Raw genomic sequence first — 21,214 nt, forward strand, 5'->3', positions numbered from 1 at the left:
TAGGTTTTGCTAAAGCGCGCGCTTTGCGCGCTTTTTCTATATTGGTATTGTAGGAACTGTAAAACGAATGAACATGGCGGGGGGCGTGGTTATTAATGGATGCAAATATAAGCCGTCCCTATTGGAAGAATATTCCTTGGAAATGGTTGTTTGGCGTTGCTTGTCTTGTTTTAGGCATACTTTTGCTCCTGAAAGTTAAAACAATTTTAGGCCCCTTTGTTATGGGCTTTTTGTTGGCCTATTTAATGAACCCATTTGTTGATGGCCTCGAAAAGCAGGGAATCAGCCGCAATAAAGCAATTGCCGTGGTATTTATCGTAATTCTAATAATCATAGCATTGGCTGTTTTCTTGATTCTGCCAATTGTCTATACGGAACTTGGAAAATTAGTATCAATTTTACCGGCGACGATCCAGACAATTAACGAAGAAATCGAGAAGTTTAGGAATCATTTTAAAGCCAGTGGATTGCCTGATCGCGTGGCGATCGTTATCGATCAACATCTCGGACAAGGAGAAATCATACTTGCCGATCGACTCAATAAGGTTATCGCCGGCTTGCCGGGTCTCTTGTCAACAGTCACCCTTTACATACTATCGCCGGTAATCACGATTTATTTATTGGCAGATTGGAAGAAAATCAGTATTCGATTTTTTCGTTTGGTTCCTCAACGTCAGCGTATGGAATGGAGACGTCTGTGGCAGGACATTAGTCATACGGTGCGTCGATTTGTCCGGGGGGATTTGGCTGTTGCCGTCATTGTCGGAATACTCATAGGTATTGGGGTAAAGCTGGTGGGGATGGAGTATGCTTTGCTTATCGGTTTACTATGCGGGGTATTTGATTTAATCCCTTATTTTGGGCCTGTGATCGGCGCTGTGCCTTCAGTCTTGTTGGCCTTAACCAAGTCTCCGGGAATGGCTTTAAAAGTTGCTCTGGTTATCCTGGTTGTCCAACAAATTGAAGGAAATATCATATCTCCGAAATTAATGGGCGACAGCGTGGGGCTTCATCCTCTTTGGGTTATGTTTGCCCTCTTAGCCGGCGGCGAGATCGCGGGATTTTGGGGAATGCTGCTTGCAGTTCCATGTGCCGCCGTGATTCGGGTATTGCTCAGGCATTTTTACAACAAGCTCGTCTCGCCCCAAGTTTGAGATGGTTGACAAAGAAGTCCTTACCTGTATATACTTTAGAAATAATGAGAATTTGTGTAAACGAATGAGAATACGTGTTTTTTAGCCCGAAATTAAGCAGGGTAGCAGCTCGAAACATCTCGTCCCTGACAGTTGTGGGGAAGGGATTATTTTTTAGTGCGATGAATCTAAAGGAGTGTTTTCGAATGTATACAGGTAATCAATTAAGGGATATGTTTCGCAAGTTTTTTGAGGAGAGAGGGCATAAGATATTACCTAGTGCTTCGCTCATTCCTAAAGATGATCCAACCTTGTTGCTAACGGTTGCGGGCATGGTTCCCTTTAAGCCGTACTTTCAGCGCCGCGTTGAGCCTCCATTTCCCAGAGCCACCACGGCTCAGAAATGTGTGCGTACGCCGGATCTGGAAGAGGTGGGGAAAACCGCACGCCATCATACATATTTTGAGATGTTGGGAAATTTTTCGTTTGGCGATTATTTTAAAAATGAAGTAATTCCCTGGGCCTGGGAATATGTAACTGAAGTCTTGAAAATACCTGCAGAGAAGCTTTGGATTACCGTTTATCCGGAAGATGAGGAAGCGAAAAAATTATGGCTTGAAAAAGCCGGTGTTAAGCCGGAAAGAATCGTTGGAGATCCGGAAAACTTTTGGGCAGCCGGCCCGACAGGACCTTGCGGGCCTTGTTCAGAAATCTATGTTGATCTCGGTGAGTCCAGAGGGTGCGGTCAACCGGATTGTGCCGTAGGATGTGATTGCGACCGTTTTTTGGAGATTTGGAATTTGGTATTCATGCAGTATAATCGAGATGAGGCCGGAGTTCTAACACCTTTGCCTAAACAAAATATTGATACGGGGATGGGTTTAGAACGGATTGCTTCTGTTATGCAAGGAGTGGAGACTAACTTCGATACGGACTTATTCCGCCCGATTATTGATTTTGTCGCCAGTCTTGTGGGTATAAAGTATAAGGAGAATCCTAAAAATGATCTTGCTTTGAAAGTAGTTTCTGATCATGTAAGGGCGATTTCCTTTATGCTCGCAGACGGAATTCGGCCAAATAATGAAGGACGAGGGTATGTTTTACGCCGTATTTTGCGACGTGCAGTTCGCTATGCCAAACTTCTTGGGATTGATAAACCATTTTTGGAGTCGGTATTTCGAATTATTCAAAGGGATTATGCTCAAGCCTATCCTGAGCTGATTGAAAATGAGAATTTTATTATTAATCATTTGAATTTAGAAGAGAAAAACTTTCAAGCAACGTTGGAACAAGGAACGCAAATGCTGCAAGATAAGGTCAAAGAGCTAATTGAGAAGGGAGAAACGGTTTTAGCCGGTCCTGATGCTTTTTACCTTTATGAGACTTACGGTTTTCCCGTGGAATTGACAGAAGAAATTTTGGCGGAACAAGGACTTTCTGTAGATATGCCATCCTTCCAAACTTCTGCTGAAGAACACCGTCAGCGAGCCAAGGAACAGTCTCAGCAGATGCGGGCTGTCGCTGAAAGTGCGGATTTGGTTCAAAAAGTTAAAGCATTGGGAGTAACGCCTTTTGTAGGTTATCAGCAAATCTCCAATACGACAAAGATCGTCGGTTTATTTGTGGATGGGGAAGAAAGGCAAGATGCTGGCGAAGGTGAAGAAGTTACTGTTTTCTTGGCTGAAACACCCTTTTATGCCGAAAGCGGCGGTCAAGTCTCAGATAAGGGCGTCTTGAAAACCTCACGGGCGGAGGCTCGAGTCTTGGAGGTAAAAAAAGGTGTTACGGGAACCCTATACCATCGGGTTGAGATTCTGACCGGGGTTTTGCATGTCGGAGAAACCGTAGAAGCAGCTGTTGATAATTCGGATCGTATGGCAACAGCACGGCATCATAGCGCCACACATCTCTTACAAGCGGCACTGCGTTCCGTTCTTGGGGAACATGTGCAGCAAGCAGGGTCTTTGGTGACAACAGAGCGCTTGCGTTTTGACTTTACTCATTTTTCACCCCTTACTCCAGATGATTTAAAAGCGGTTGAGGGCCTTATTAATGAGGCAGTCTTGAAAAATATGACCGTTGATGCTACGGAAATGTCTTTGGATGAGGCTAAACAAAGCGGAGCTACTGCTCTTTTTGGCGAAAAATATGGTGAAAGAGTTCGTGTTGTAACCATGGGAACCTTCAGTAAGGAATTGTGCGGCGGAACTCACGTTCACAGCACGGGAGAAATCGGACTGGTTAAAATTCTCAGTGAAGGCGGAATTGGTGCCGGTTTACGCAGAATCGAAGCCGTGGCAGGTTTAGAAGCCTTGAATTATCTCCGTTCCCTTGATGAGCAAGTAATGGAGGTTGCTCAAGTGCTCAAGGCTCAACCGACAGATGTAGGTAAACGAGTTCAAGGTCTTGTTGCTCAAGTCAAGGATCTGGAGCGGGATATTTCGCAGCTTCAGGCAAAGCTCAGCAAAAATGAAGCGGAAGGTTTACTAAACCGCGTTGCTGAGATTGAAGGAATTTCTGTACTTGCTGCTCAAGTTCAGGCCTCTGATATGGAAGGGCTTCGGCAGATGGCAGATCTTTTGCGCGGTAAATTGAAGGCCGGAGTCATAGTTTTGGGGGCTGTCCATGAAGGAAAGGTAAACTTTGTTACAACAGTCAGTCCAACAGGTTTAAGCGGGCTTCATGCCGGACAGATTATTAAGGAAGTCGCGAAAATCGCCGGCGGGAGCGGCGGCGGCCGTCCCGATATGGCGCAAGCCGGAGGGAAAGACCCCAGTAAGCTGGGTGAGGCCATAGATCGAGTGCCAACGATTCTCCGAGGATTATTGAAGAAATAGAGGAGAAGAACTAGGACAGCGAGAATATATAGGTAGTAGGTTAACAAAGGACAGCGAAAGGGGGACAGGAAAATGGATCGTATGGAAGAAACCATGATGTTTAAGGCTGTCGGGGAAGATATATCCGCGCGTGAGGTTCTGCAGAAAGTTTATGCGGCCTTACAAGAAAAAGGATATGACCCTATTAACCAAATGGTGGGTTATCTCATGTCGGGTGACCCGGTCTATATAACCAGCCACAATCAGGCACGGGCAATGATTCGTAAACTTGAACGCTTTGAGCTGATCGAAGAACTCGTTAAGTCCTACTTGCAGGAGAAATAAAGCAAATCTGGCCTTGGTGTCAGGGGCAGGGATAATTAACGTTTTGAAACTCCGCATCACTGATCGTGGTGCGGAGTTTGTTACTTTCACCAGGGTTTTGGCCGGTGAAGGAGCAGAGATTGCGGCTGCTCTGAGCTGCCTGGGAATGAAAAAGTACGTAAAGCGCTTAAAGACATTGATTAGGGAAGGAGACAGAGATGAATCAGGTTAAACTAGGTTCATGGGGGCCGTTAGTGTCTGAGATTTGTTTTGGAAGTCTGGCGATTTCCCCTTTGCAGGGACGAGTTACTGAAGCTCAGGGAGTCGACGTTTTAAAGTATGCTCTTGAACGGGGGATCAACTGGATTGACACTGCAGAAATATACGATAACTACGGGCAAATAGCACAAGCTGTCAAGAGTTACCCTCAGGTTCGAATTATAAGTAAATCTTATGCCGTTACAGAACAAGACTTGCGTAAAAGCCTCGAGAAAGCGCGTTCAGAACTGAATAGGGATGTTCTGGATTTCTTTTTGCTTCATGAGCAAGAAAGTGCTCTGACGTTAAAGGGACATTCAAGAGCTTGGGAGGAACTGCTGCGGGCCAAAGAAAAAGGGTTGGTGCGCTGGATTGGCATCTCTACCCATGCTGTAGACGGTGTTCGTGCGGGCGCCCTTCAGCCAGGGCTGGATGTTATTCACCCGATTATAAATTACCAGGGACTGGGGATTATTGACGGCACTTTGGCTGATATGCTGCAGGCTCTGTCCTTTGCCGCAGAGATCGGGGTTGGAATTTATGCTATGAAAGTGTTTGGAGGCGGTCACCTAAGCCAAGATCCTCAAAAGGCTATTGATTTCATCAAAAAGGTTCCGGGTATTCAGGCTATGGCTTTAGGAATGTCGAGTCCTGATGAAGTGGATTATAATCTTCTTCTGGTGTCCGGCCAAGAGGTACCTCAAGCTCTTCGAGAAAAGGTTAAGCATAAACCAAGGAAGCTTTATATTGCAGACTGGTGTGAAGGATGTGGACGCTGTCAGGAGGCTTGCCCACAGAATGCTTTACATATTGAGAAGATAGCTGTCGTGGATCAGGAGGCCTGTGTGCTCTGCGGGTATTGCGGGAGGGTGTGTCCGCATTTTTGCTTGAAAATTGTTTAGGCGGAGGGAGCGGGCTATTCCCTTAAGAGACTTTGGGGTCGGGGGAGTGGCATGGGCTCCGCTTCGCAAACTGGCGTAAATCGCTCAGCTCCGGCCATGCCACTCCCCCTGCTCAAGGGTCTAAGGAGCGAACGTGGCTGGGGTTGAATCGCCCCGTCTCCCGGGATGGAGAGGACGAGGAGGAGCGTGTTTTTTAAGCAAGACCTTGGGGTCGGGGGGAGTTGCATAGGCTCCGCTTCGCAAACTGGCGTAAATCGCTCAGCTCCGGCTATGCAACTCCCCCTTGCTCAAGGGTCTATGAGCGGAGTTGGCTGGGGTTGAATCGCCCGTCTCCCGGGTATGGGGATGGGGCTTGGGTGGTGTTTTAAGTAAGACTTTGGGGTCGGGGGAGTGGCATGGGCTCCGCTTCGCAAACTGGCGTAAATCGCTCAGCTCCGTCTATGTCGCTCCCCTTGCTCAAGGGGTCTTGTGAGCGGGAAATGACTGGGGTCAAATTGGCCCGTCTCTGCAGGTATGGAGAGGACGGGGATGATGTGGGTTAGGGAAGGTGGATTTGGATGCGGATTATGGGGTTGGATTTTGGTTCTAAGACGATTGGGGTGGCGATGAGCGATGCGTTGTTTTTGACGGCGCAGGGAGTTAAGACTATTCGACGCTCCCCGAGGGAGATTGAGGAATTAGGAGAATTGCTTAAAGAGTATGAGGTGTCTGAGATCGTTATTGGTTATCCGAAGAATATGAATGGGACGCTGGGGCCTCGCTGTGCTTTGACGGATGAATTTGTGGAGCGTTTGCGTACAGAGTTTGGACTTCCTGTAGAGCGTTGGGATGAGCGTCTCAGCACGGTGGCTGCCCAGAGGACTTTGTTAGAAGCTGATGTTTCTCGGGGCAAAAGGAAGCAAGTGATTGACAAGATGGCGGCGGTCTTTATTCTGCAAGGATATTTGGATCGCAGGCATGCGAGAAATATTCCTAATTGAATATTTGACAATCATTACCTACAATAGTACAATGTCCATATTCTTAGATAAGAGGTGAAATACATGTCTGAACATAAACACGACCACGACCACGACCATGAGCATGAGCATGAGCATGACGCTGAGGAATTTGACACAGTTGTACTTACTGATGATGAAGGAAAAGACCATGAGTTTCTTCATCTTGACACTTTGGAAGTCGATGGATCAACCTATTTTGTGCTGATGCCTATTTCGGAGGAGGACTCCGAAGATGAAGATGCTGATGAAGCCATTATTCTTAAGCTCGGTAAAGATGATGAGGGCGGCGAAATGCTGCTCGACATTGAAGATGATGAAGAGTGGGAAAAAGTAGCTGACGCCTGGGAAAACTTAGTCGAATCTGAAGAGGACTAAGACAAGGACTAATTAAAGATCTTAGATTAGCGGTTTACATAATGACAGAAGACCTCACAGAGTTGTTTCTAGTGAGTTTCTTCTGTCATTTGTTTTTTTAATATTGGTATATTTTTAAAAGGGCCAAATCTTCACTATAAAGCTGCAAAACAACGGAAATACTAAATCCACGAAAGTGGAGGTGTGGGCATTGAAAATTATTATTATTTTCCTAAGTATTGTTTTATGTTGGCTTATTGGAGGATGCAGTCCCTTTTCTAATCAATCTAAGCTTAACATCAATACCCCGAGACCGTCCACTCAAAGCTCTGTGAAGCCGGATAAAGAGGTTAATGAGGCTGATGGGGTTAATGAGGTTAACGAAGGAAGTCAGGTAATTCCTCAGGGGACAAAAGTAGATAATGATCTAGATTTAAGTAATATCCCTGTAAGTGAAGCCTCCCGTAAAATTAACGATTGGGCGAAGGACAAGCTGGAAGAATCTCGTGTCCTGTTGTACAATGAAACGGAGATTCCCATCACTTTAAAGGAGTTGGGATTTGAAGTTGATGTTGAAAAAACTCTGGAAAACGCCCAACAACGTCAAAATCAATCTCAAAATCAAAATCAAAATAACGTTATACCAAGTGTTCTAAAAGCTAATCCTGAATTGGCTGCTAAGGTTCTGAAAGAAAAATTAAAGAAATTTAATCAACCAGCAAAAGATGCAACCTTTAAAATTCAAAACGATAAAGTTGTCATCACTCCTGCGCAGAAGGGCAGAAAAGTTGAGGTAGATCAACTAATAAATAACCTTCAGAATAGTTCTCTTTCTGAAGTACCCCCAAAAATTAAGGCTCCGTTGGTTGAAGTTCCAGCGAAAGTTACGACTGAATCCATCGAGTCTTTGTCGGGTTCTGTCCTTGGTGAATTTAGTACAAAGTTTGCCGTCGGAGAAGCCAATCGTTCGGCTAACTTAACTGCGGCCGCTAAGGCTTTAGACGGCAAAGTAATCAATCCTGGGGCTGCGTTTTCTTTTAATAATGCAGTAGGACCAAGGGAGCCTGAAACGGGATATAAAGAAGCCTATGTTATTATTAATGGCGAGTATGTTAAGGGGACGGGAGGGGGCGTATGCCAAGTTTCCTCAACCCTCTACAATGCAGTTCTCCTCAGTAATTTTGAGGTCGTTGAACGAAAACACCATGATGTAGCAGTGTCATATATTCCGGCGGGCCAGGACGCTACCGTCAATTATCCCAACATCGATTTTAAATTTAGGAATAATACAGGCAGCTTGGCTTATATACGAACTGAGGTTAAGCCAGGGGTACTGACGATTAAGCTTTATGGAAAAAAGACAGGAAAGACCGTTCGTCTTGAACGACAAATCGTGAAAGTTAGGAACTATAAAACGATACGTCGTTATGATTCGAAATTACCGAGAGGCAGAGTAAAGGTAGACCAAATTGGTACCAAAGGAATAGTTGTCAATGTGTGGAAAGTAATCCGGGATGAAAAAGGCCATGTGACAAAACAGTTTTTAGGTCGAGATTCTTATGAACCGGCCAATCGCATCTTGCTGATCGGTACATAAGCTTACCTGGGGCTTTCGGGGAAAGAGAGTGTGGAAATGTGTCCGGAAAGAAAAAGAGTAAGGATTTACGTGCGAGAATAGCTTTATTTTTACTCGCAGGGAGCATCATATTGTTGTCGTGGTGGTCTTGGGCTACTAAACCTTACTCTTCAACAGGGAACAGCGTTACAATTACTATCACTTCAGGAACAACAACGGATCAATTAGCTACTGAATTAGAACAGCGTCATCTTATTCGCAGTGCCAATTTGTTTCGTTGGTTAGTGCGAATGCAGAAGACAAATTTTAAAATGTTTGCCGGGGATTATGTGCTATCACCTACTATGACGCCAGCTGAAATTATCGAGCGGTTAATCAAAAGGGAAGAGGTTTCCAATTCCATTAGGATTACTATTCCCGAAGGTTATTCCACGGAGCAGATTATTGATGTCCTCGTCCAGAAAGGCCTCGGCAGTAAAGAAGACTATACAAAGGTTGTCGCAGAAGATTCTTTTCCCTATTCTTTTCTTAAAGGGACTCCGGCAGGAATTCACCGTTTAGAAGGTTTTCTTTCCCCGAACACCTATTTCATCGATCCCAAAGCGAGTCCTCACGTTGTGATTGATATATTTCTGCAGCAATTTGCCAAGGAAATGACACCTGAGGTTCAAACTCGGCTGAGCAGTTCAAAGCTTACGGTACTTCAGTGGGTAACCCTAGCTTCTTTGATAGAAAAAGAGGCAGCAAAGGAAACAGATCGCCCGCTGATCGCTTCGGTAATAATGAATCGCTTGAAGCGCAACATGCCACTTCAGGTTGATGCTACGATTCAATTTTTATTGGATACGCCCAAAGCAAAACTCCATAACAAGGATCTTCAGATACCTTCACCGTATAATACCTATCTTCACCGCGGCTTACCTCCGGGGCCGATTGCCAACCCCGGAGATGCTTCTTTGCAAGCGGCTTTGTATCCCGCTCAAACGGATTATTTATATTATGTGGCAAAAAAAGACGGATATCATGCCTTTGCCAAGACCTATGCAGAACATCTTAAAAATATTAAATTGTATCAGTAAGCGAGGTTATTTACGAACCATTAATTTCTTAATAGCCTGATCGAGACCATCGAGAGTTAATTCATACATGGGGAAGATTTCTTGGACCATCTTTATGCTTTGATATCCGTGACCCCGTTCCCAATAGGCCATAGGTATTGGGTTAAGCCACACATGATAGGGAAACTTTTGCGATAATCGTTTCAGCCAGGTTATTCCCGGCTCTGTATTTCCGATATCCCAAAAAATGTTGCCGTCGCTCATTAGCAGTTCACTCGGCGCCATGGCCGCATCTCCAATAAGGAGAACTTTATAGTCAGAGTGGAGGGATTGCAGGATATCTTCTGTTTTAATTGCCTTCCGGGGATTGCAGGACGCATCAAGATAGAGAAGGTCATAGATGCAATTATGGAAGTAATAGAACTTTAAATCTTTAAAATGCGAGGATTTATGGACTGCCGAGAAAAGTTGACTGCAGATTCTGGCATAGGGAACCATCGAACCGCCTGCATCCATAAGGACAATGACTTTGACGGAATTTTTACGAGGCCTTGTCCAGATCAGTTTCAATTGCCCGGCATTTTTACAGGTTTCGTCAATGGTGGCGTCTAGATCAAGCTGGTCCTTGCTTCCCTCCAGACGGGTGCTAAACTGACGCAGACCACGCAGGGCCAGCTCAAATTGACGAACGCCCAAGGTTTCGTCCCGGCGGTATTCCTTGTAATTTCGCTCAGCAGCCACTTTTACAGCGGATTGGCCGTGAGATTTTCCGCCAATTCTTACACCTCCCGGATGGAAGCCTGAGTGGCCGAAAGGTGATGTCCCGCCTGTCCCAATCCAGGTATTTCCTCCATGATGAGGCCCGTCTTGTATGCGCAGACGTTCTTCGAGAGCGGCTCGCAGGCTTTCCCAATCCGGTAAGCCTAGTTTTTTTAGGAGCTCATTCCGTTCCTCTTCAGAAAAGAGTTTTTCCGGAAGAGGATTGGCGAGCCATTGGGAAACTTGCTCAGATAATTGTTCAGGGGTTTCGATCCCCTGAAAATATCTCTGAAACGCCAGATCATATTGGTCAAAGTGACTTTCGCTTTTAACTAATATTGCCCTGGCCAAGTAGTAGAATCCAGAGAGACTGGAATTAGCTAAGCCGATACTGAGGGCTTCCATTAAGGTCATCCACTCGGTTAGGGAAACGGGAATGCCTTCTTGCCGTAATTGATAAAAAAAGTTCGTAAACATAGCTTACCAACCACGCTTTGAGGTGCGAGTCGGATTTTCCATACCGCGCGTATGTAATTGGCGCAGGGTCAGGTCAAAGTCCTGATTCTTTTTAAGCAAGGCTCCTAAAAAAGGAAGCTCTTGGGAGATTGCTTCCGGGGCAATCCCACCGATGGTCAAAGCCTGAACCCAATCTAAAAGCTCGCTGGTGCTGGGCTTTTTCTGTAATCCTGAAATACTGCGCACCCAGTAGAAGGTCTTTAAAGCCTCTGCCAGCAACTGGCCTTCCAGCTCTGGACAATGAACCTTGACAATTTCAGTCATCATTTCCGGATCAGGAAAATCAATATAATGAAAAATGCAGCGCCGTAAAAAAGCGTCCGGAAGCTCTTTCTCGGCATTGCTCGTAATAATAACAATCGGCCTCTGTACGGCAGTTATGGTTTCTCCGGTTTCCGGTATATAGAAATTCATAACATCCAATTCCCAAAGCAAGTCGTTAGGAAATTCTAAGTCAGCCTTGTCAATCTCATCAATTAACAGTACAACCCGTTCCTTGGCTTTAAAAGCCTCACCCAGCTTGCCTAATTTAATGTACCGTTTAATCTCTGAAACATTCTGTCCTCCAAATTGACTGTCATATAAACGTTGAACTGTGTCATAGACATAAAGACCATCTTGTGCTTTGGTGGTGGATTTAATATTCCAAATAATTAGGGAGAGACCAAGGGAACGGGCAATGCTTTCAGCAAGCATAGTTTTTCCTGTACCCGGTTCTCCTTTGATTAAGAGGGGTCTTTTTAAAGCAACGGAGATGTTAACACTATTTTGCAGATCCTTCGAAACAATATAGTCTTCGGTTCCTTGAAAGATATACTGATCGGTCATTCCGAACTATCCTCCTCTCATGGTAAGGTAATGATATAATAATACCACTTATTTCCTTAAGAAAGGATAGCCTGGAGTGAAATAGTGGAAATTATTTGATACCTGTTTGGAGCAGTTGCTATACATGGCCTTAAAGACGACAAAAACGCTAATTTAAGGTATAGTAATTAGGAATACTATAGATTATTCTTGAGGCGAGATTCTTGGGAAAAGTTAAGGGGAAAAAACATGAAAAAACCTGAATTATTAGCACCTGCGGGAGATTGGGAAAAACTTAAGTATGCCTTGGCTTATGGTGCGGATGCAGTTTATATGGGAGGGCCATCGTTTGGCCTGAGAGCATATGCGGGAAATTTTAATCTGGATGAATTAGAACGGGCAGTTATATGGACCCATAAACTCCAGAAAAAGATCTATATAACTGTCAATATTTTCGCCCATGAAGCAGATTTTGAAGAACTCCCCGCCTATCTGAAGCATTTAGAAGCCTTAGGCGCAGACGGAGCCATTATTTCCGATCCGGGTATTATTGCTTTAGCTCAAGACGTAGCACCTTCTTTGCCGCTGCATTTAAGTACCCAGGCAAACAACACAAATTCTTACTCAATACGGTTCTGGCTGAACCAGGGCATCGAAAGGGTTGTTCTGGCCCGGGAATTATCGCTGGAAGAGTTGCGGGAAATTCGTACCAAGGTAGAAGGCGGTTTAGAGGTGTTTATCCACGGCGCCATGTGTATGTCTTATTCCGGCCGTTGTTTGCTGAGTAATTATTTGACTGGGAGGGACGCCAATCGAGGAGAATGTACCCAACCCTGCCGTTGGGGATATGCCTTGGTGGAAGAGAAACGGCCGGGAGAAGTATTTCCGATTGAAGAGGATGAACGGGGAACCTATGTCTTTAACTCTCATGATTTATGCTTGCTGCCTCATTTGCCCTTAATAAAACCTCTTAATTTAGACAGTTATAAAATTGAAGGTCGGATGAAAAGTGTCCATTATGTTGCCAGCACCGTCAAAGTCTATCGAGAAGCTATCGACACCCTTTGGGAGGATGGGGAATCATCATTTCAAGGGAAACTGGCACAGTGGCTGGAAGAAATGGACAAAGTCAGTCATCGAGATTATTCACCAGGCTTTTTATTTGGAAAGCCGGGGGCGAAATCTCATAATTTAGAAACGTCTCATTATGTGCGGGATTATGATTTTGTAGGGGTAGGGTTAAGTGAGGAAGAGGGTGAGACTTTGCCCATGATTACAGATCAAGAGGCATCCTGGGTTGAGCAGCGGAACAATTTTAAACGTGGAGAGGTCTTAGAAGTCTTGACTCCTCAAGGTAAGCCTTGGTCCTTTCAAATTCGGGAGATGTGGGATATAGATGGGGAACTTCTAGAGGTGGCGCGTCATGCCAAGCAGAAGATAAAAATCAGGACACCGCAGAAAATTCTGCCCTACAGTGTCTTGCGGCGGGCGAGGAGTGATAAGAAGTAAGTGAGTAAGTGGTAATCTCTTGGTCCTATATACTCATCTGCTTCAGCTCTAAGGTATACCATAGAGTTAAATGGTTAAGGAGAGGAATGAATGAATTCTCATGATTCGGAGTCTTTGAGCCGCTTGCCTGCGGATGTCGATGTAGTCGTTAGAGCGCGCATGGAGAGAAAAGAAATGCAAATGCTCGATAAACTTGTTGAAGGATTAGGGCATTTAGGCGTTGTTACCACAACGAACAAAGCTTTGGGAGAAGTCATGATTCAATCAACGAAACATTGTTGGCCGGATTTGAAAAGAGCCATCGAAGAGATGCCCTTTGAGATAGAGTTTTTAGAAACTAAATAAGGATTCAGTCTCTAGAGGGATTATCGACGCCCTGCTCAAGACGTGGCAGAAGTGTCAATAATATAATAATTGAAAATTTGATTAAGGGTGAATTAGAGTATGACTAATGAATGTATTAGAGCAGCGGTGGGATCTCCGCTAAGCTCTCAATTTAATAATACTGACCTAATCGTTAAAGCACGTCTCGATCGGTCTGAAATACAAATGTTATGCAAGCTCGTTGAAGGTCTAGGGCATTTGGGAATTGTTACAACAACGAACAAAGAGATTGGTGAGGTAATGATTCAAACTACAATCTTTTGCTGGCCTGAATTGAAAACGGCTATTGAAAAAATGCCGATGGTCATAGACTATATCTAACAATAAGAAGAAGGAACTCGATTTTGAGTTCCTTCTTCTTTTATTGTGATTCATGAAAGCAATTTCTAATGATCAAACATCAAGACCTTCCTTTATGAGTTCATCACTTAAAGTCAGCTCTTCCAAAAAACAAATCAATTATCATTACTTTGACCAAGTTTAGTTTATTATTTAGTGGAAAAGCACAATTCTCCTTCTTCGAGCATAGTTATGAACATGGTTCGAAAGGGGTGAGAGGGTGTTCACTGAATTTTTGCTGGCTGCAATTGCTCTATCCGTTCTTAAAGGTGTAACCTTACTAGTTTCTTATATTAATAATAATGCTTTTCCCCAACCATTGAGCGAGCATGAAGAAGCTCGATGTTTATCAATTTTAAATAAAAGCAAATCGACGCAGCCCTTTACAATGACTCGTGAGGTGGAGGACGCGCGTAATACGCTCGTGGAACATAATTTGCGTTTAGTGGCTCATCTTGTCAAGAAGTTTGACGGAACGGGAGAGGATGGGGATGATCTAATCTCCATCGGAACGATTGGTTTAATTAAAGGCATAAACACCTTTGATCCTGGCAAGGGGACAAAGCTGGCAACGTATGCTGCCCGGTGCATTGAAAATGCAATCATCACGAAACGGAAACATTTTTACAGTGCCGTTTCTTTTTTTTTAGCATTCGCTCCAAACATTATTAGATCTATAAATTGTCCGTCCCAAGTAATCTTTTCAACTAGGCTTCTAATCATATTGCGCTTTTCGGGAATATCCAGCGTATCAATAATTTGCGAAAACGTTGAAAGAATATCTTTCATGACATCGAATCCTTCATCCATGAGGTTCGCATTCTGAGAACGTTCTCTTAGTTCAGCCAATCTTTCTCTAAATGATGCGGTTTGTTTGTCCATCTCATCAATCTGAGCAATAATGTATTTGGTTGCCCCTGTATTTTGAGCTTGTGAAAGGGTATTAACAAGGTTTGAGATAGACAGTTCATTCTCCTTAATATTATTTTCAAGCAGTTCAATCTCATTGGAAATGCTGTTTTTAGAGATTTCAATATTTAGCTTCTCTTTTCCGATCCTGGTACTTAGCTCTGAGTCAGACGATGCAAGCTTTTTTATTTCTTCAATTACTAGACTATCTAGAGTGTTTCCGTGGACGTTTTTAATGTCGCATCTAGTCTTTTTGCTTTTTTCTTTGAGTTCGCACATGTAATAGAACACCGTAACTCCGTCTTTGTTAGTACGACTAATACGTGGGCGCATATAACTTCCACAGTTCGAACAACGTAGGAGTCCAGAAAGAAGTGATTCGGAGTTCTTAACCTTACGGTAGGATTTGGATTTGTTCTGCTGTATGAGATTTTGAACCTTTACCCATTGCTTTCCTGAAATAACTCCGGGGTGAGCTCCGATAGCTACTATCCATTCAGCGTTATCTCTGATTTTATTTGAGTGGCCTTTTTCTTGGGAAGTTTTATTATAAACCATAAGTCCATGCATGCCATCAAAGTCTCTTTCGTCCGCATATATCTCAAAGCCGTTGTTAACTAGATAAGAATATACTTCCTTATCAGCAGTTGCATAAACGGGGTTAGTTAGAATAGAGCGCAGAGCAAACCGGGAGAAGTCAATATTATTTCGAGTTGTTATATTGTTTTGAACACAAAAAGATTCTAGCTTAGTTAGAGAATTTAGCTCAGTGAATTTTTCGAATAAGAGTTTAATGAGCTCTAACTCATTTGGATCAGGAACCAGTTTGAATTGGTGTCGCTCCTTTCCATTGTGGTCAATTCTGGTGATCGGCTCTGATATAAATCCTTGCGGAGTTATCCCGCCCAACCATCTTCCTGTTTTGGCTAGTTCAATCATATTGTCACGGATACGTTCTGCCGCGGTTTCTCTTTCCAGTTGAGCAAATACTGAAGCAATATACATCATGGCACGGCCCATAGGTGTTGTAGTGTCGAAAGACTCGCGAATTGAAATAAAAGCCACGTTATATTTGTTTAATGTTTCAATAATATCTGCAAAGTCAATGATATTACGGCTTATTCTATCTAATCTATAAACAATCAAAATTTTATATTTCCGCTTTTTAATATTCTCCATCAAAAGCTTGAATTTCGGTCTGTCCGTAGTTCCCCCTGAATAGCCTTCGTCTTCATAGACGTTCTCATCTTTCAGCATGGCACCAAAGTTTCTGGAAGCGTAATCTTTTCCCATTTCGATCTGATTACCGATCGATTCGCCTTTGCCTGTGAATTTGCTTTTCCGCGAATAGAAACATAAATCATTCTCGGTAATTGAAGAAACGTCCTCAGAAATCATTTTGTTGCCCCCTTGAATAATACAAAATTTGCTAAGTTGGTGCTAGTTCTATAGTCGTAAGCTGCTATCAAGGAATAACATGTTAACGTTACTCATTAATCGCTTTTCATAGCCGGGCCATTATTAATGTTTAGTTTATTATAAATTTCAAATATAAAAAACTCAATTCTCTGAATGTGCAATTCATTTTTCCTTATAGTATGAATGTACGATGAGTATTGAATTGATATGTAAAAAATTATTTGATAGGATTCAAATACATCTCAAAATGGCTAAATATTGATGAACTAGTTGAAAGGAACACGATATGAATGTTTTAGAAAGCGAACGCATCTCTTTTCGTAGAATTACTCAAAAGGATTTTAGCAAATAAAAGAGATGTTGTCTGATTCGTGAGTTATGTATGCCTGGGAGCATACTTTTTCTGATGAGCAAATTACAGATTGGATTGAAACTCAACTTAAATACTATCAATATGACAGTGTAGGATATTTCGCGGCTATTTTAAAAGAAAACAATAAGTTCATTGGTCAGATGGGCTTACATAGAAGTAGTCTTAATGGAAAGCATGTTTTTGATCTGCTATATGCTTAAACAAAGATACTGGCATAAGGGATATGCTCTGGAAGGAGTGAATGCCCTTACCAATTACGCTTCTACAGTTATGAAGATCGCTAAAATTTACGCTTATATAAAAACCAGCAATAAAGCCTCTATTGCAATTGGTGAAAAGGCGGGCTTTTGTAAGGAAGAATCGTTTATTAAGCATTATAGCGGAAATGATATGGAACATTTTGTATATTCCAAGGTTGATTTGTACAGATCAAACTAGTTTTTGAAATCCTCACTAGCTGAGTATTGGTAAAGATTTAGGTTTTTCCTTAAGATACCGCTGTAAGTTAATTTTCGAAGCACACTTAAGTTTCAAAATTTGAACGAGTCAATGATTCATTGGCATAGTCATTATTGTATGTGTGTTCGAGTACTCGACCAAAGATATCCATTTTCAATTTAATAGTTTTGGGATGTGAGGATTCGATTTGGGTCAAACGAAAATTGAAACCATGCATGTGGCATTTGGATATAATAGTCTTGATGATACATGTAAACAAGGAAGTTATCGTACTCTTGATAAATCTTTCAGGATCAGAATGAAATTAAGATATGGAAAAAGGGGGGCGTTCTCAAAAAGTGAAATTTGAGATGTCCCCCTATTTAACTTATAACCGCTTAATTTATGACGATATTCAAAATTAAATCGGTCCAAAGTTTTATTGCCATTTGCAATAGTTCACATTATTTGCAACTGTTTTAGGTGTGGAAAAAGCGTCTCCACCAGAATATCCAATAAGGCCACATACTAGACTAAGTCTTCAGGAATCCTAAAGAGTACGAAAGCTGAAAGGCTGAAAAAGCAGGACGGGCCGAATTGTGACCAACTCATCTGTCAGTTCTAGTTATTTTAAATAAACTTAGTTTACGATACATAAACCATTCAGTAACGTCGAAATATTCCGCTAATTCAGAGCAACTTTGATGCCCCGATTCCAAAGCTTTTACAAGCTCATGATCGGGAATAAGAAAATCTGTGGCCCACTGAGCTGCTTTTCTTTCATCTTGAGATTCCATAGTCTGTAGATTGGCAGAAGCATGAACTGTAAGTAGGTTTGTACGGGGCGCAGTATAGAAGTGTCCTATTTCTTCAGCAAATACGCATTTATGTAATCGATGTGAATAGTGAAGTCGTTTATCAAGGACAATCAATGGGCCTATATTCTCTTCATAAAGGTAGAGTCCGTGTATATTCTCCGGTATTTGAGAAAAGTCCCTATAACGTACTCCAATATTTTCTCTTTTAACTATGCCCCAAAGTTTATCCAAGATATCACCTTCAGTTAGATTATAATCAAATGAAACTACCGTTCCCTTGGGGCAGGTAGTTTCATTCTTTTTTTGCCCTATTTAGTTCTTCTTTAATAATTTCTTTTATGAATCGTTTTAATTCTGGAGATGGTTCTTGCCCATATTTATCTTCATTGTTGGCAGCAATTCTAAAATCCAATTCTATTTCGTCATTGTTTTTCTTATTATCATGTTTAGTATAACTCGAAAGTCCAAGGAGGTAATCCGATGAACAATCGAATAACTTGGCAAGAGTTATTATTGTGTCTAAGTCTGGTTTACTATATCCTTGTTCGTAATTAGAGATGACTGACTTACCTGAAACGTTGATTTTTTGAGCAAGCTCATCTTGTGTAAGATTAAGTCGTTTCCTTTCTTCTCGTATTCTATGACCTACAATATTATCCAATTTCTCACCCCCTACGTTCAAATATACTGAACTTATTCTAACATCTACTTCAACGAAATAAAATAAAGTTCAAAAAACAACAACATTTTATAAATCTAATATTGACAAGTACAAGATAATTAAACTATAATAACTAAAAAGTACAAGAATATTGGATGAAGGAGGTATATAAAGTGACTGTTAATATATCATTAAGAGAAGTGCGGAAGAATAAGGGTAAAACTGCTCAGGAGATGGCTACAGAATTGGGGTATAAAAGTAAGGTATCTTATTACAACATAGAAAATGATGAAGTTGAAGTAACTTTATCTATGGCGGAAAAGATTTCGAAGGTTCTTAATGAGCCAATTGAGAAACTTTTTCCAAAATTTTTTAGGCAGGAAGTCCAAGAAAATAGAACATTGATATTTTAATAGTTTGGATTTTAGATTCATGGTTATTTTCATTCGTTTTGTATTAATAAGATTTGGTAAATTTTAAGCAAAAAAACTAGGGTAGTCCCTCTGAAGAAATTTCATAAACTTAACCAAGATAAAGTCTTAGGGGTGTTAAGAATGAAAATTAGAGTTCATATGCCTGATACTGAAGAGGGCATTCAACAACTAAAAATGAAGGTGGCTGAAATCCATGTTGAGGCCATCATAAATAACATTCAAAAACTACCCTGTGAGGCTGATAGAAAATTAGAGCTTTTTAATACCATTAAGATAGAAATCAGAAAAAGGGCTGAAAAAAATAATAAATCAAGGCTTGGAATTAAAGTGACTGTTTAGTGAAATTTTTAATTAAATAAAAATATTAATAATAATATTTGGCACTCAATTTGTCGTGCTTGATAAGTGTCTTCTTTGAAGCATATTGAATGGACATGCTTTCGGAAAAGAAAGATAGATTCCAAGAAGTATGGTAATACTTCCATAAGCAGGACGCAGTTCTTATGGATTCATAGTTATAACTCAAGCGAAGAGAAAAAAGCGACTTTGTTTAATACCCCACAGCAAAGTTTTTTGGAAATTGTCATTACATTTATCTAGCTTAACATTTGATTTTCTTCCTTTTGCTTTTGGATTTAAGGTAGTCAGACTACGTCACTGTGTAGGGATACATATAACTGAACTTAATCTAAGAACAATAATTTAAAAAACTCAATCATATATGCCATATACTACCATGTTATGGCTGTATTTTCTATACGCTTTTTGAGGTCCTAGACGAAAACCGATATCAAATTTATCAACATTTTAAAAGAAGGGGGAAGAATTTTTTCTATCGTTATTACCTTGAAGAGTGCCACGTTATATGGAAAGGAGGAAATGTTGTGAAGCAGGGCTTATGTCAATGTAAATGTCATTCTGAGCTGGATGAATTGGAAAAGGCAATTATTTATTTGCGTCAATGCCAAAGCGACTTAAAAAAGCAGGCGTATGATCCGCAAAGAGCACAGTTTGTTAAGGAATGGCTTATTGACCTATATATCCTCCGTAAGCATCATCCAGGCTATAAACCGGATTTGGAAAAACGCAGGCATTACCAAAATACTGGAGATGAAATACTGCTCAGTGATCCCGAGCTTATAAATGTTACAGCTAAAACAGAGTTCCTTGATCCGTTCGAGATAAAGGACGATTGGCAGGAGTCGGCGATGGTTAGAGAGCTTATGGATGGACTCACGATTATGGAGTATGAGGCGGTTTCCATGTGCTGGCTCAATGGTCTAGGTCCGACCGAGGCGGCTCATTACATGGGCTGCAGTGCGCGGAACGTATCCACCTATTTAATCAGGGCTCGCACGAAGATGATCGCCAAGTATCACAAGTCAGCGCAAATGGTTCTCTCAGGTTTTGACGTTCCTCCGACCGTCCGCAATCATCAGGGTAAGAAAAATAAAGACTCGGATAAGAGAAGTCTTTCACAGTTAAAACTAGCTAAACAGCGGACACAATTGACCCTATTTTAATAACGAGAAAGGAGGATTAAGAATGCTTTTGCTTCTTGATGCCAACAACTTATTGTCCCGGTCTTTTTACGGAAGACCACCGTTATATGATGCAAAAGGTCTGCCTATCCATGCGGTTTCCGGCCTCGTGACCTGGGTCCTTCGATTTCATCATACGTATAAGCCCACCATGATGGTTGCTTGCTGGGATTGTGATGGTCCAACCTTTCGCCATCAGCTCTATCCAGCCTATAAAGCGACCCGAAAACCAACACCGCCGGAGCTGACCGAACAAATCCCTCGAGCCAAAAAAGCCCTGGAAAACTTAGGTATTGCTCAAGTCGAAGTCAGCGGCTATGAGGCCGACGATGTCATTGGGACACTGGCTTCAAAATCCAAGGAGCTGGTCCGGATCGTTTCCGGGGACAGGGATCTCTTTCAGGTGATCTCACGAAACGTGCTGGTGGATTATCTTAGACCAAGAAAGCAACCCCAGCCGTTAACGTATTTTCGTCACGAAGAAATTTACGGAATCGATCCCGGCCAGTGGGTCGATTTTAAAGCACTGGTGGGTGATTCGACCGACAACATTCCTGGAGTTCCAGGCATTGGTGAAAAGACAGTGTGGCCAATTTTAAAACAAGGACTATCCTTAAAGGATCTTCTGCAGTATCCGGATATTTTTTTAGGTGTTAAAGCGGCCAGAAAGCTCGTGGAGTTTAAAGAGCAGGCGTTACTAAGTTGGGATCTCGCTAAGATCAATTGCCATGTGCCTTTAGAAATGCCATCAAACTATATCGTTGATATTCAGTCACAGTTATCACAAACGACATTACGGATCCTTGGTGTAAGACGTATTATCGCATAACGTCTCAAGGTTACCTTATCGATTAACGATGAGTTGTTATAAATTTAGCGAAAGGA

24 protein-coding genes and 1 pseudogene are annotated in these 21,214 nt (G+C 42.1%); 20 read left to right on the forward strand and 5 right to left on the reverse strand.

Going from position 1 to position 21,214, the window contains the following annotated elements; translation table 11 throughout:
• Positions 1–95: 95 nt before the first annotated feature.
• From B5771_RS03735 to mltG, 11 genes are all read left to right on the forward strand, one after another.
• Positions 96–1,154: an AI-2E family transporter gene (locus B5771_RS03735; protein ID WP_088186332.1), complete on the forward strand. Its 1,059-nt coding sequence runs from the start codon at positions 96–98 to the stop codon at positions 1,152–1,154.
• A gap of 185 nt (positions 1,155–1,339) precedes the next feature.
• Complete coding sequence (gene alaS / locus B5771_RS03740) at positions 1,340–3,970, forward strand: alanine--tRNA ligase (RefSeq protein ID WP_088186333.1); 2,631 nt, start codon at positions 1,340–1,342, stop codon at positions 3,968–3,970.
• 72 nt (positions 3,971–4,042) lie between these two features.
• A complete protein-coding gene (locus tag B5771_RS03745) occupies positions 4,043–4,294 on the forward strand; it encodes an IreB family regulatory phosphoprotein (protein ID WP_088186334.1) in 252 nt (83 codons plus the stop codon).
• A 43-nt stretch (positions 4,295–4,337) separates the two neighbouring features.
• A complete protein-coding gene (locus tag B5771_RS24120; RefSeq protein WP_172408144.1) occupies positions 4,338–4,505 on the forward strand; it encodes a hypothetical protein in 168 nt (55 codons plus the stop codon).
• Positions 4,492–5,433: an aldo/keto reductase gene (locus B5771_RS03755; protein ID WP_088186336.1), complete on the forward strand. Its 942-nt coding sequence runs from the start codon at positions 4,492–4,494 to the stop codon at positions 5,431–5,433. Before B5771_RS24120 ends, B5771_RS03755 begins: the two co-directional genes overlap by 14 nt.
• A gap of 186 nt (positions 5,434–5,619) precedes the next feature.
• Positions 5,620–5,754 (forward strand): hypothetical protein, encoded by a 135-nt coding sequence (locus tag B5771_RS25020; protein ID WP_282433312.1) that lies wholly within the window; start codon positions 5,620–5,622, stop codon positions 5,752–5,754.
• A 74-nt stretch (positions 5,755–5,828) separates the two neighbouring features.
• Entirely contained in the window at positions 5,829–5,975 is a 147-nt protein-coding gene (locus B5771_RS24125) for a hypothetical protein (protein WP_172408145.1), read from the forward strand.
• 15 nt (positions 5,976–5,990) lie between these two features.
• On the forward strand, positions 5,991–6,413 hold the full coding sequence (gene ruvX, locus B5771_RS03760) for a Holliday junction resolvase RuvX (protein ID WP_088186337.1): 423 nt from the start codon (positions 5,991–5,993) through the stop codon (positions 6,411–6,413).
• Positions 6,414–6,476: 63 nt separating this feature from the next.
• Positions 6,477–6,809 carry a DUF1292 domain-containing protein gene (locus B5771_RS03765; RefSeq protein ID WP_088186338.1) on the forward strand — a complete coding sequence of 111 codons (333 nt, stop codon included), beginning with the start codon at positions 6,477–6,479 and terminating at the stop codon, positions 6,807–6,809.
• Between the two features lie 181 nt (positions 6,810–6,990).
• Positions 6,991–8,385, forward strand: coding sequence for a VanW family protein (locus tag B5771_RS03770; protein ID WP_348982928.1), 1,395 nt, complete (start codon positions 6,991–6,993; stop codon positions 8,383–8,385).
• 38 nt (positions 8,386–8,423) lie between these two features.
• Positions 8,424–9,443: an endolytic transglycosylase MltG gene (gene mltG, locus B5771_RS03775; protein WP_088186340.1), complete on the forward strand. Its 1,020-nt coding sequence runs from the start codon at positions 8,424–8,426 to the stop codon at positions 9,441–9,443.
• A gap of 6 nt (positions 9,444–9,449) precedes the next feature.
• Here mltG and B5771_RS03780 read toward each other — a convergent pair whose 3' ends face one another.
• Positions 9,450–10,658 (reverse strand): VWA domain-containing protein, encoded by a 1,209-nt coding sequence (locus tag B5771_RS03780; RefSeq protein WP_088186341.1) that lies wholly within the window; start codon positions 10,656–10,658, stop codon positions 9,450–9,452.
• 3 nt (positions 10,659–10,661) lie between these two features.
• Positions 10,662–11,525, reverse strand: a complete 864-nt coding sequence (locus tag B5771_RS03785; protein WP_088186342.1) for a MoxR family ATPase — start codon at positions 11,523–11,525, stop codon at positions 10,662–10,664.
• 228 nt (positions 11,526–11,753) lie between these two features.
• Here B5771_RS03785 and B5771_RS03790 point away from each other — a divergent pair, with 228 nt between their 5' ends.
• The 4 genes and pseudogenes from B5771_RS03790 to B5771_RS24665 all read left to right on the forward strand — a co-directional run.
• On the forward strand, positions 11,754–13,013 hold the full coding sequence (locus tag B5771_RS03790; RefSeq protein WP_088186343.1) for a U32 family peptidase: 1,260 nt from the start codon (positions 11,754–11,756) through the stop codon (positions 13,011–13,013).
• A gap of 90 nt (positions 13,014–13,103) precedes the next feature.
• The gene (locus tag B5771_RS03795) at positions 13,104–13,358 is read left to right on the forward strand and encodes a DUF4911 domain-containing protein (protein WP_088186344.1); all 255 of its coding nucleotides are present in this window, start codon (positions 13,104–13,106) and stop codon (positions 13,356–13,358) included.
• A gap of 99 nt (positions 13,359–13,457) precedes the next feature.
• A complete protein-coding gene (locus tag B5771_RS03800; protein WP_088186345.1) occupies positions 13,458–13,718 on the forward strand; it encodes a DUF4911 domain-containing protein in 261 nt (86 codons plus the stop codon).
• Positions 13,719–13,956: 238 nt separating this feature from the next.
• Positions 13,957–14,343 (forward strand): annotated as a pseudogene (locus B5771_RS24665) (sigma factor); the annotation flags it as partial.
• A 17-nt stretch (positions 14,344–14,360) separates the two neighbouring features.
• Here the strand turns inward: B5771_RS24665 and B5771_RS24670 are convergent.
• The gene (locus B5771_RS24670) at positions 14,361–16,043 is read right to left on the reverse strand and encodes a recombinase family protein (protein WP_088186346.1); all 1,683 of its coding nucleotides are present in this window, start codon (positions 16,041–16,043) and stop codon (positions 14,361–14,363) included.
• Between the two features lie 559 nt (positions 16,044–16,602).
• On the opposite strand from B5771_RS24670, the gene B5771_RS24675 reads away from it, so the two are divergent.
• Positions 16,603–16,875 (forward strand): GNAT family N-acetyltransferase, encoded by a 273-nt coding sequence (locus B5771_RS24675; protein ID WP_242966722.1) that lies wholly within the window; start codon positions 16,603–16,605, stop codon positions 16,873–16,875.
• Positions 16,876–17,483: 608 nt separating this feature from the next.
• Here B5771_RS24675 and B5771_RS03820 read toward each other — a convergent pair.
• The gene (locus B5771_RS03820; RefSeq protein ID WP_088186347.1) at positions 17,484–17,924 is read right to left on the reverse strand and encodes an ImmA/IrrE family metallo-endopeptidase; all 441 of its coding nucleotides are present in this window, start codon (positions 17,922–17,924) and stop codon (positions 17,484–17,486) included.
• A 61-nt stretch (positions 17,925–17,985) separates the two neighbouring features.
• Positions 17,986–18,354, reverse strand: a complete 369-nt coding sequence (locus B5771_RS03825) for a helix-turn-helix transcriptional regulator (RefSeq protein WP_172408146.1) — start codon at positions 18,352–18,354, stop codon at positions 17,986–17,988.
• A 173-nt stretch (positions 18,355–18,527) separates the two neighbouring features.
• Here B5771_RS03825 and B5771_RS03830 point away from each other — a divergent pair, with 173 nt between their 5' ends.
• The 4 genes from B5771_RS03830 to B5771_RS03845 all read left to right on the forward strand — a co-directional run bounded on the left by B5771_RS03830 (position 18,528) and on the right by B5771_RS03845 (position 21,158).
• On the forward strand, positions 18,528–18,767 hold the full coding sequence (locus B5771_RS03830) for a helix-turn-helix transcriptional regulator (RefSeq protein ID WP_172408147.1): 240 nt from the start codon (positions 18,528–18,530) through the stop codon (positions 18,765–18,767).
• Between the two features lie 141 nt (positions 18,768–18,908).
• Positions 18,909–19,127: a hypothetical protein gene (locus tag B5771_RS03835; RefSeq protein ID WP_088186350.1), complete on the forward strand. Its 219-nt coding sequence runs from the start codon at positions 18,909–18,911 to the stop codon at positions 19,125–19,127.
• A gap of 545 nt (positions 19,128–19,672) precedes the next feature.
• The gene (locus B5771_RS03840; protein ID WP_088186351.1) at positions 19,673–20,311 is read left to right on the forward strand and encodes a hypothetical protein; all 639 of its coding nucleotides are present in this window, start codon (positions 19,673–19,675) and stop codon (positions 20,309–20,311) included.
• A gap of 22 nt (positions 20,312–20,333) precedes the next feature.
• Positions 20,334–21,158, forward strand: a complete 825-nt coding sequence (locus tag B5771_RS03845) for a 5'-3' exonuclease (protein ID WP_088186352.1) — start codon at positions 20,334–20,336, stop codon at positions 21,156–21,158.
• Positions 21,159–21,214 lie beyond the last annotated feature (56 nt).

The sequence above is a fragment of the Desulfosporosinus sp. FKA genome, from assembly GCF_002196785.1.
Classification (GTDB): Bacteria; Bacillota; Desulfitobacteriia; order Desulfitobacteriales; family Desulfitobacteriaceae; genus Desulfosporosinus; species Desulfosporosinus acididurans.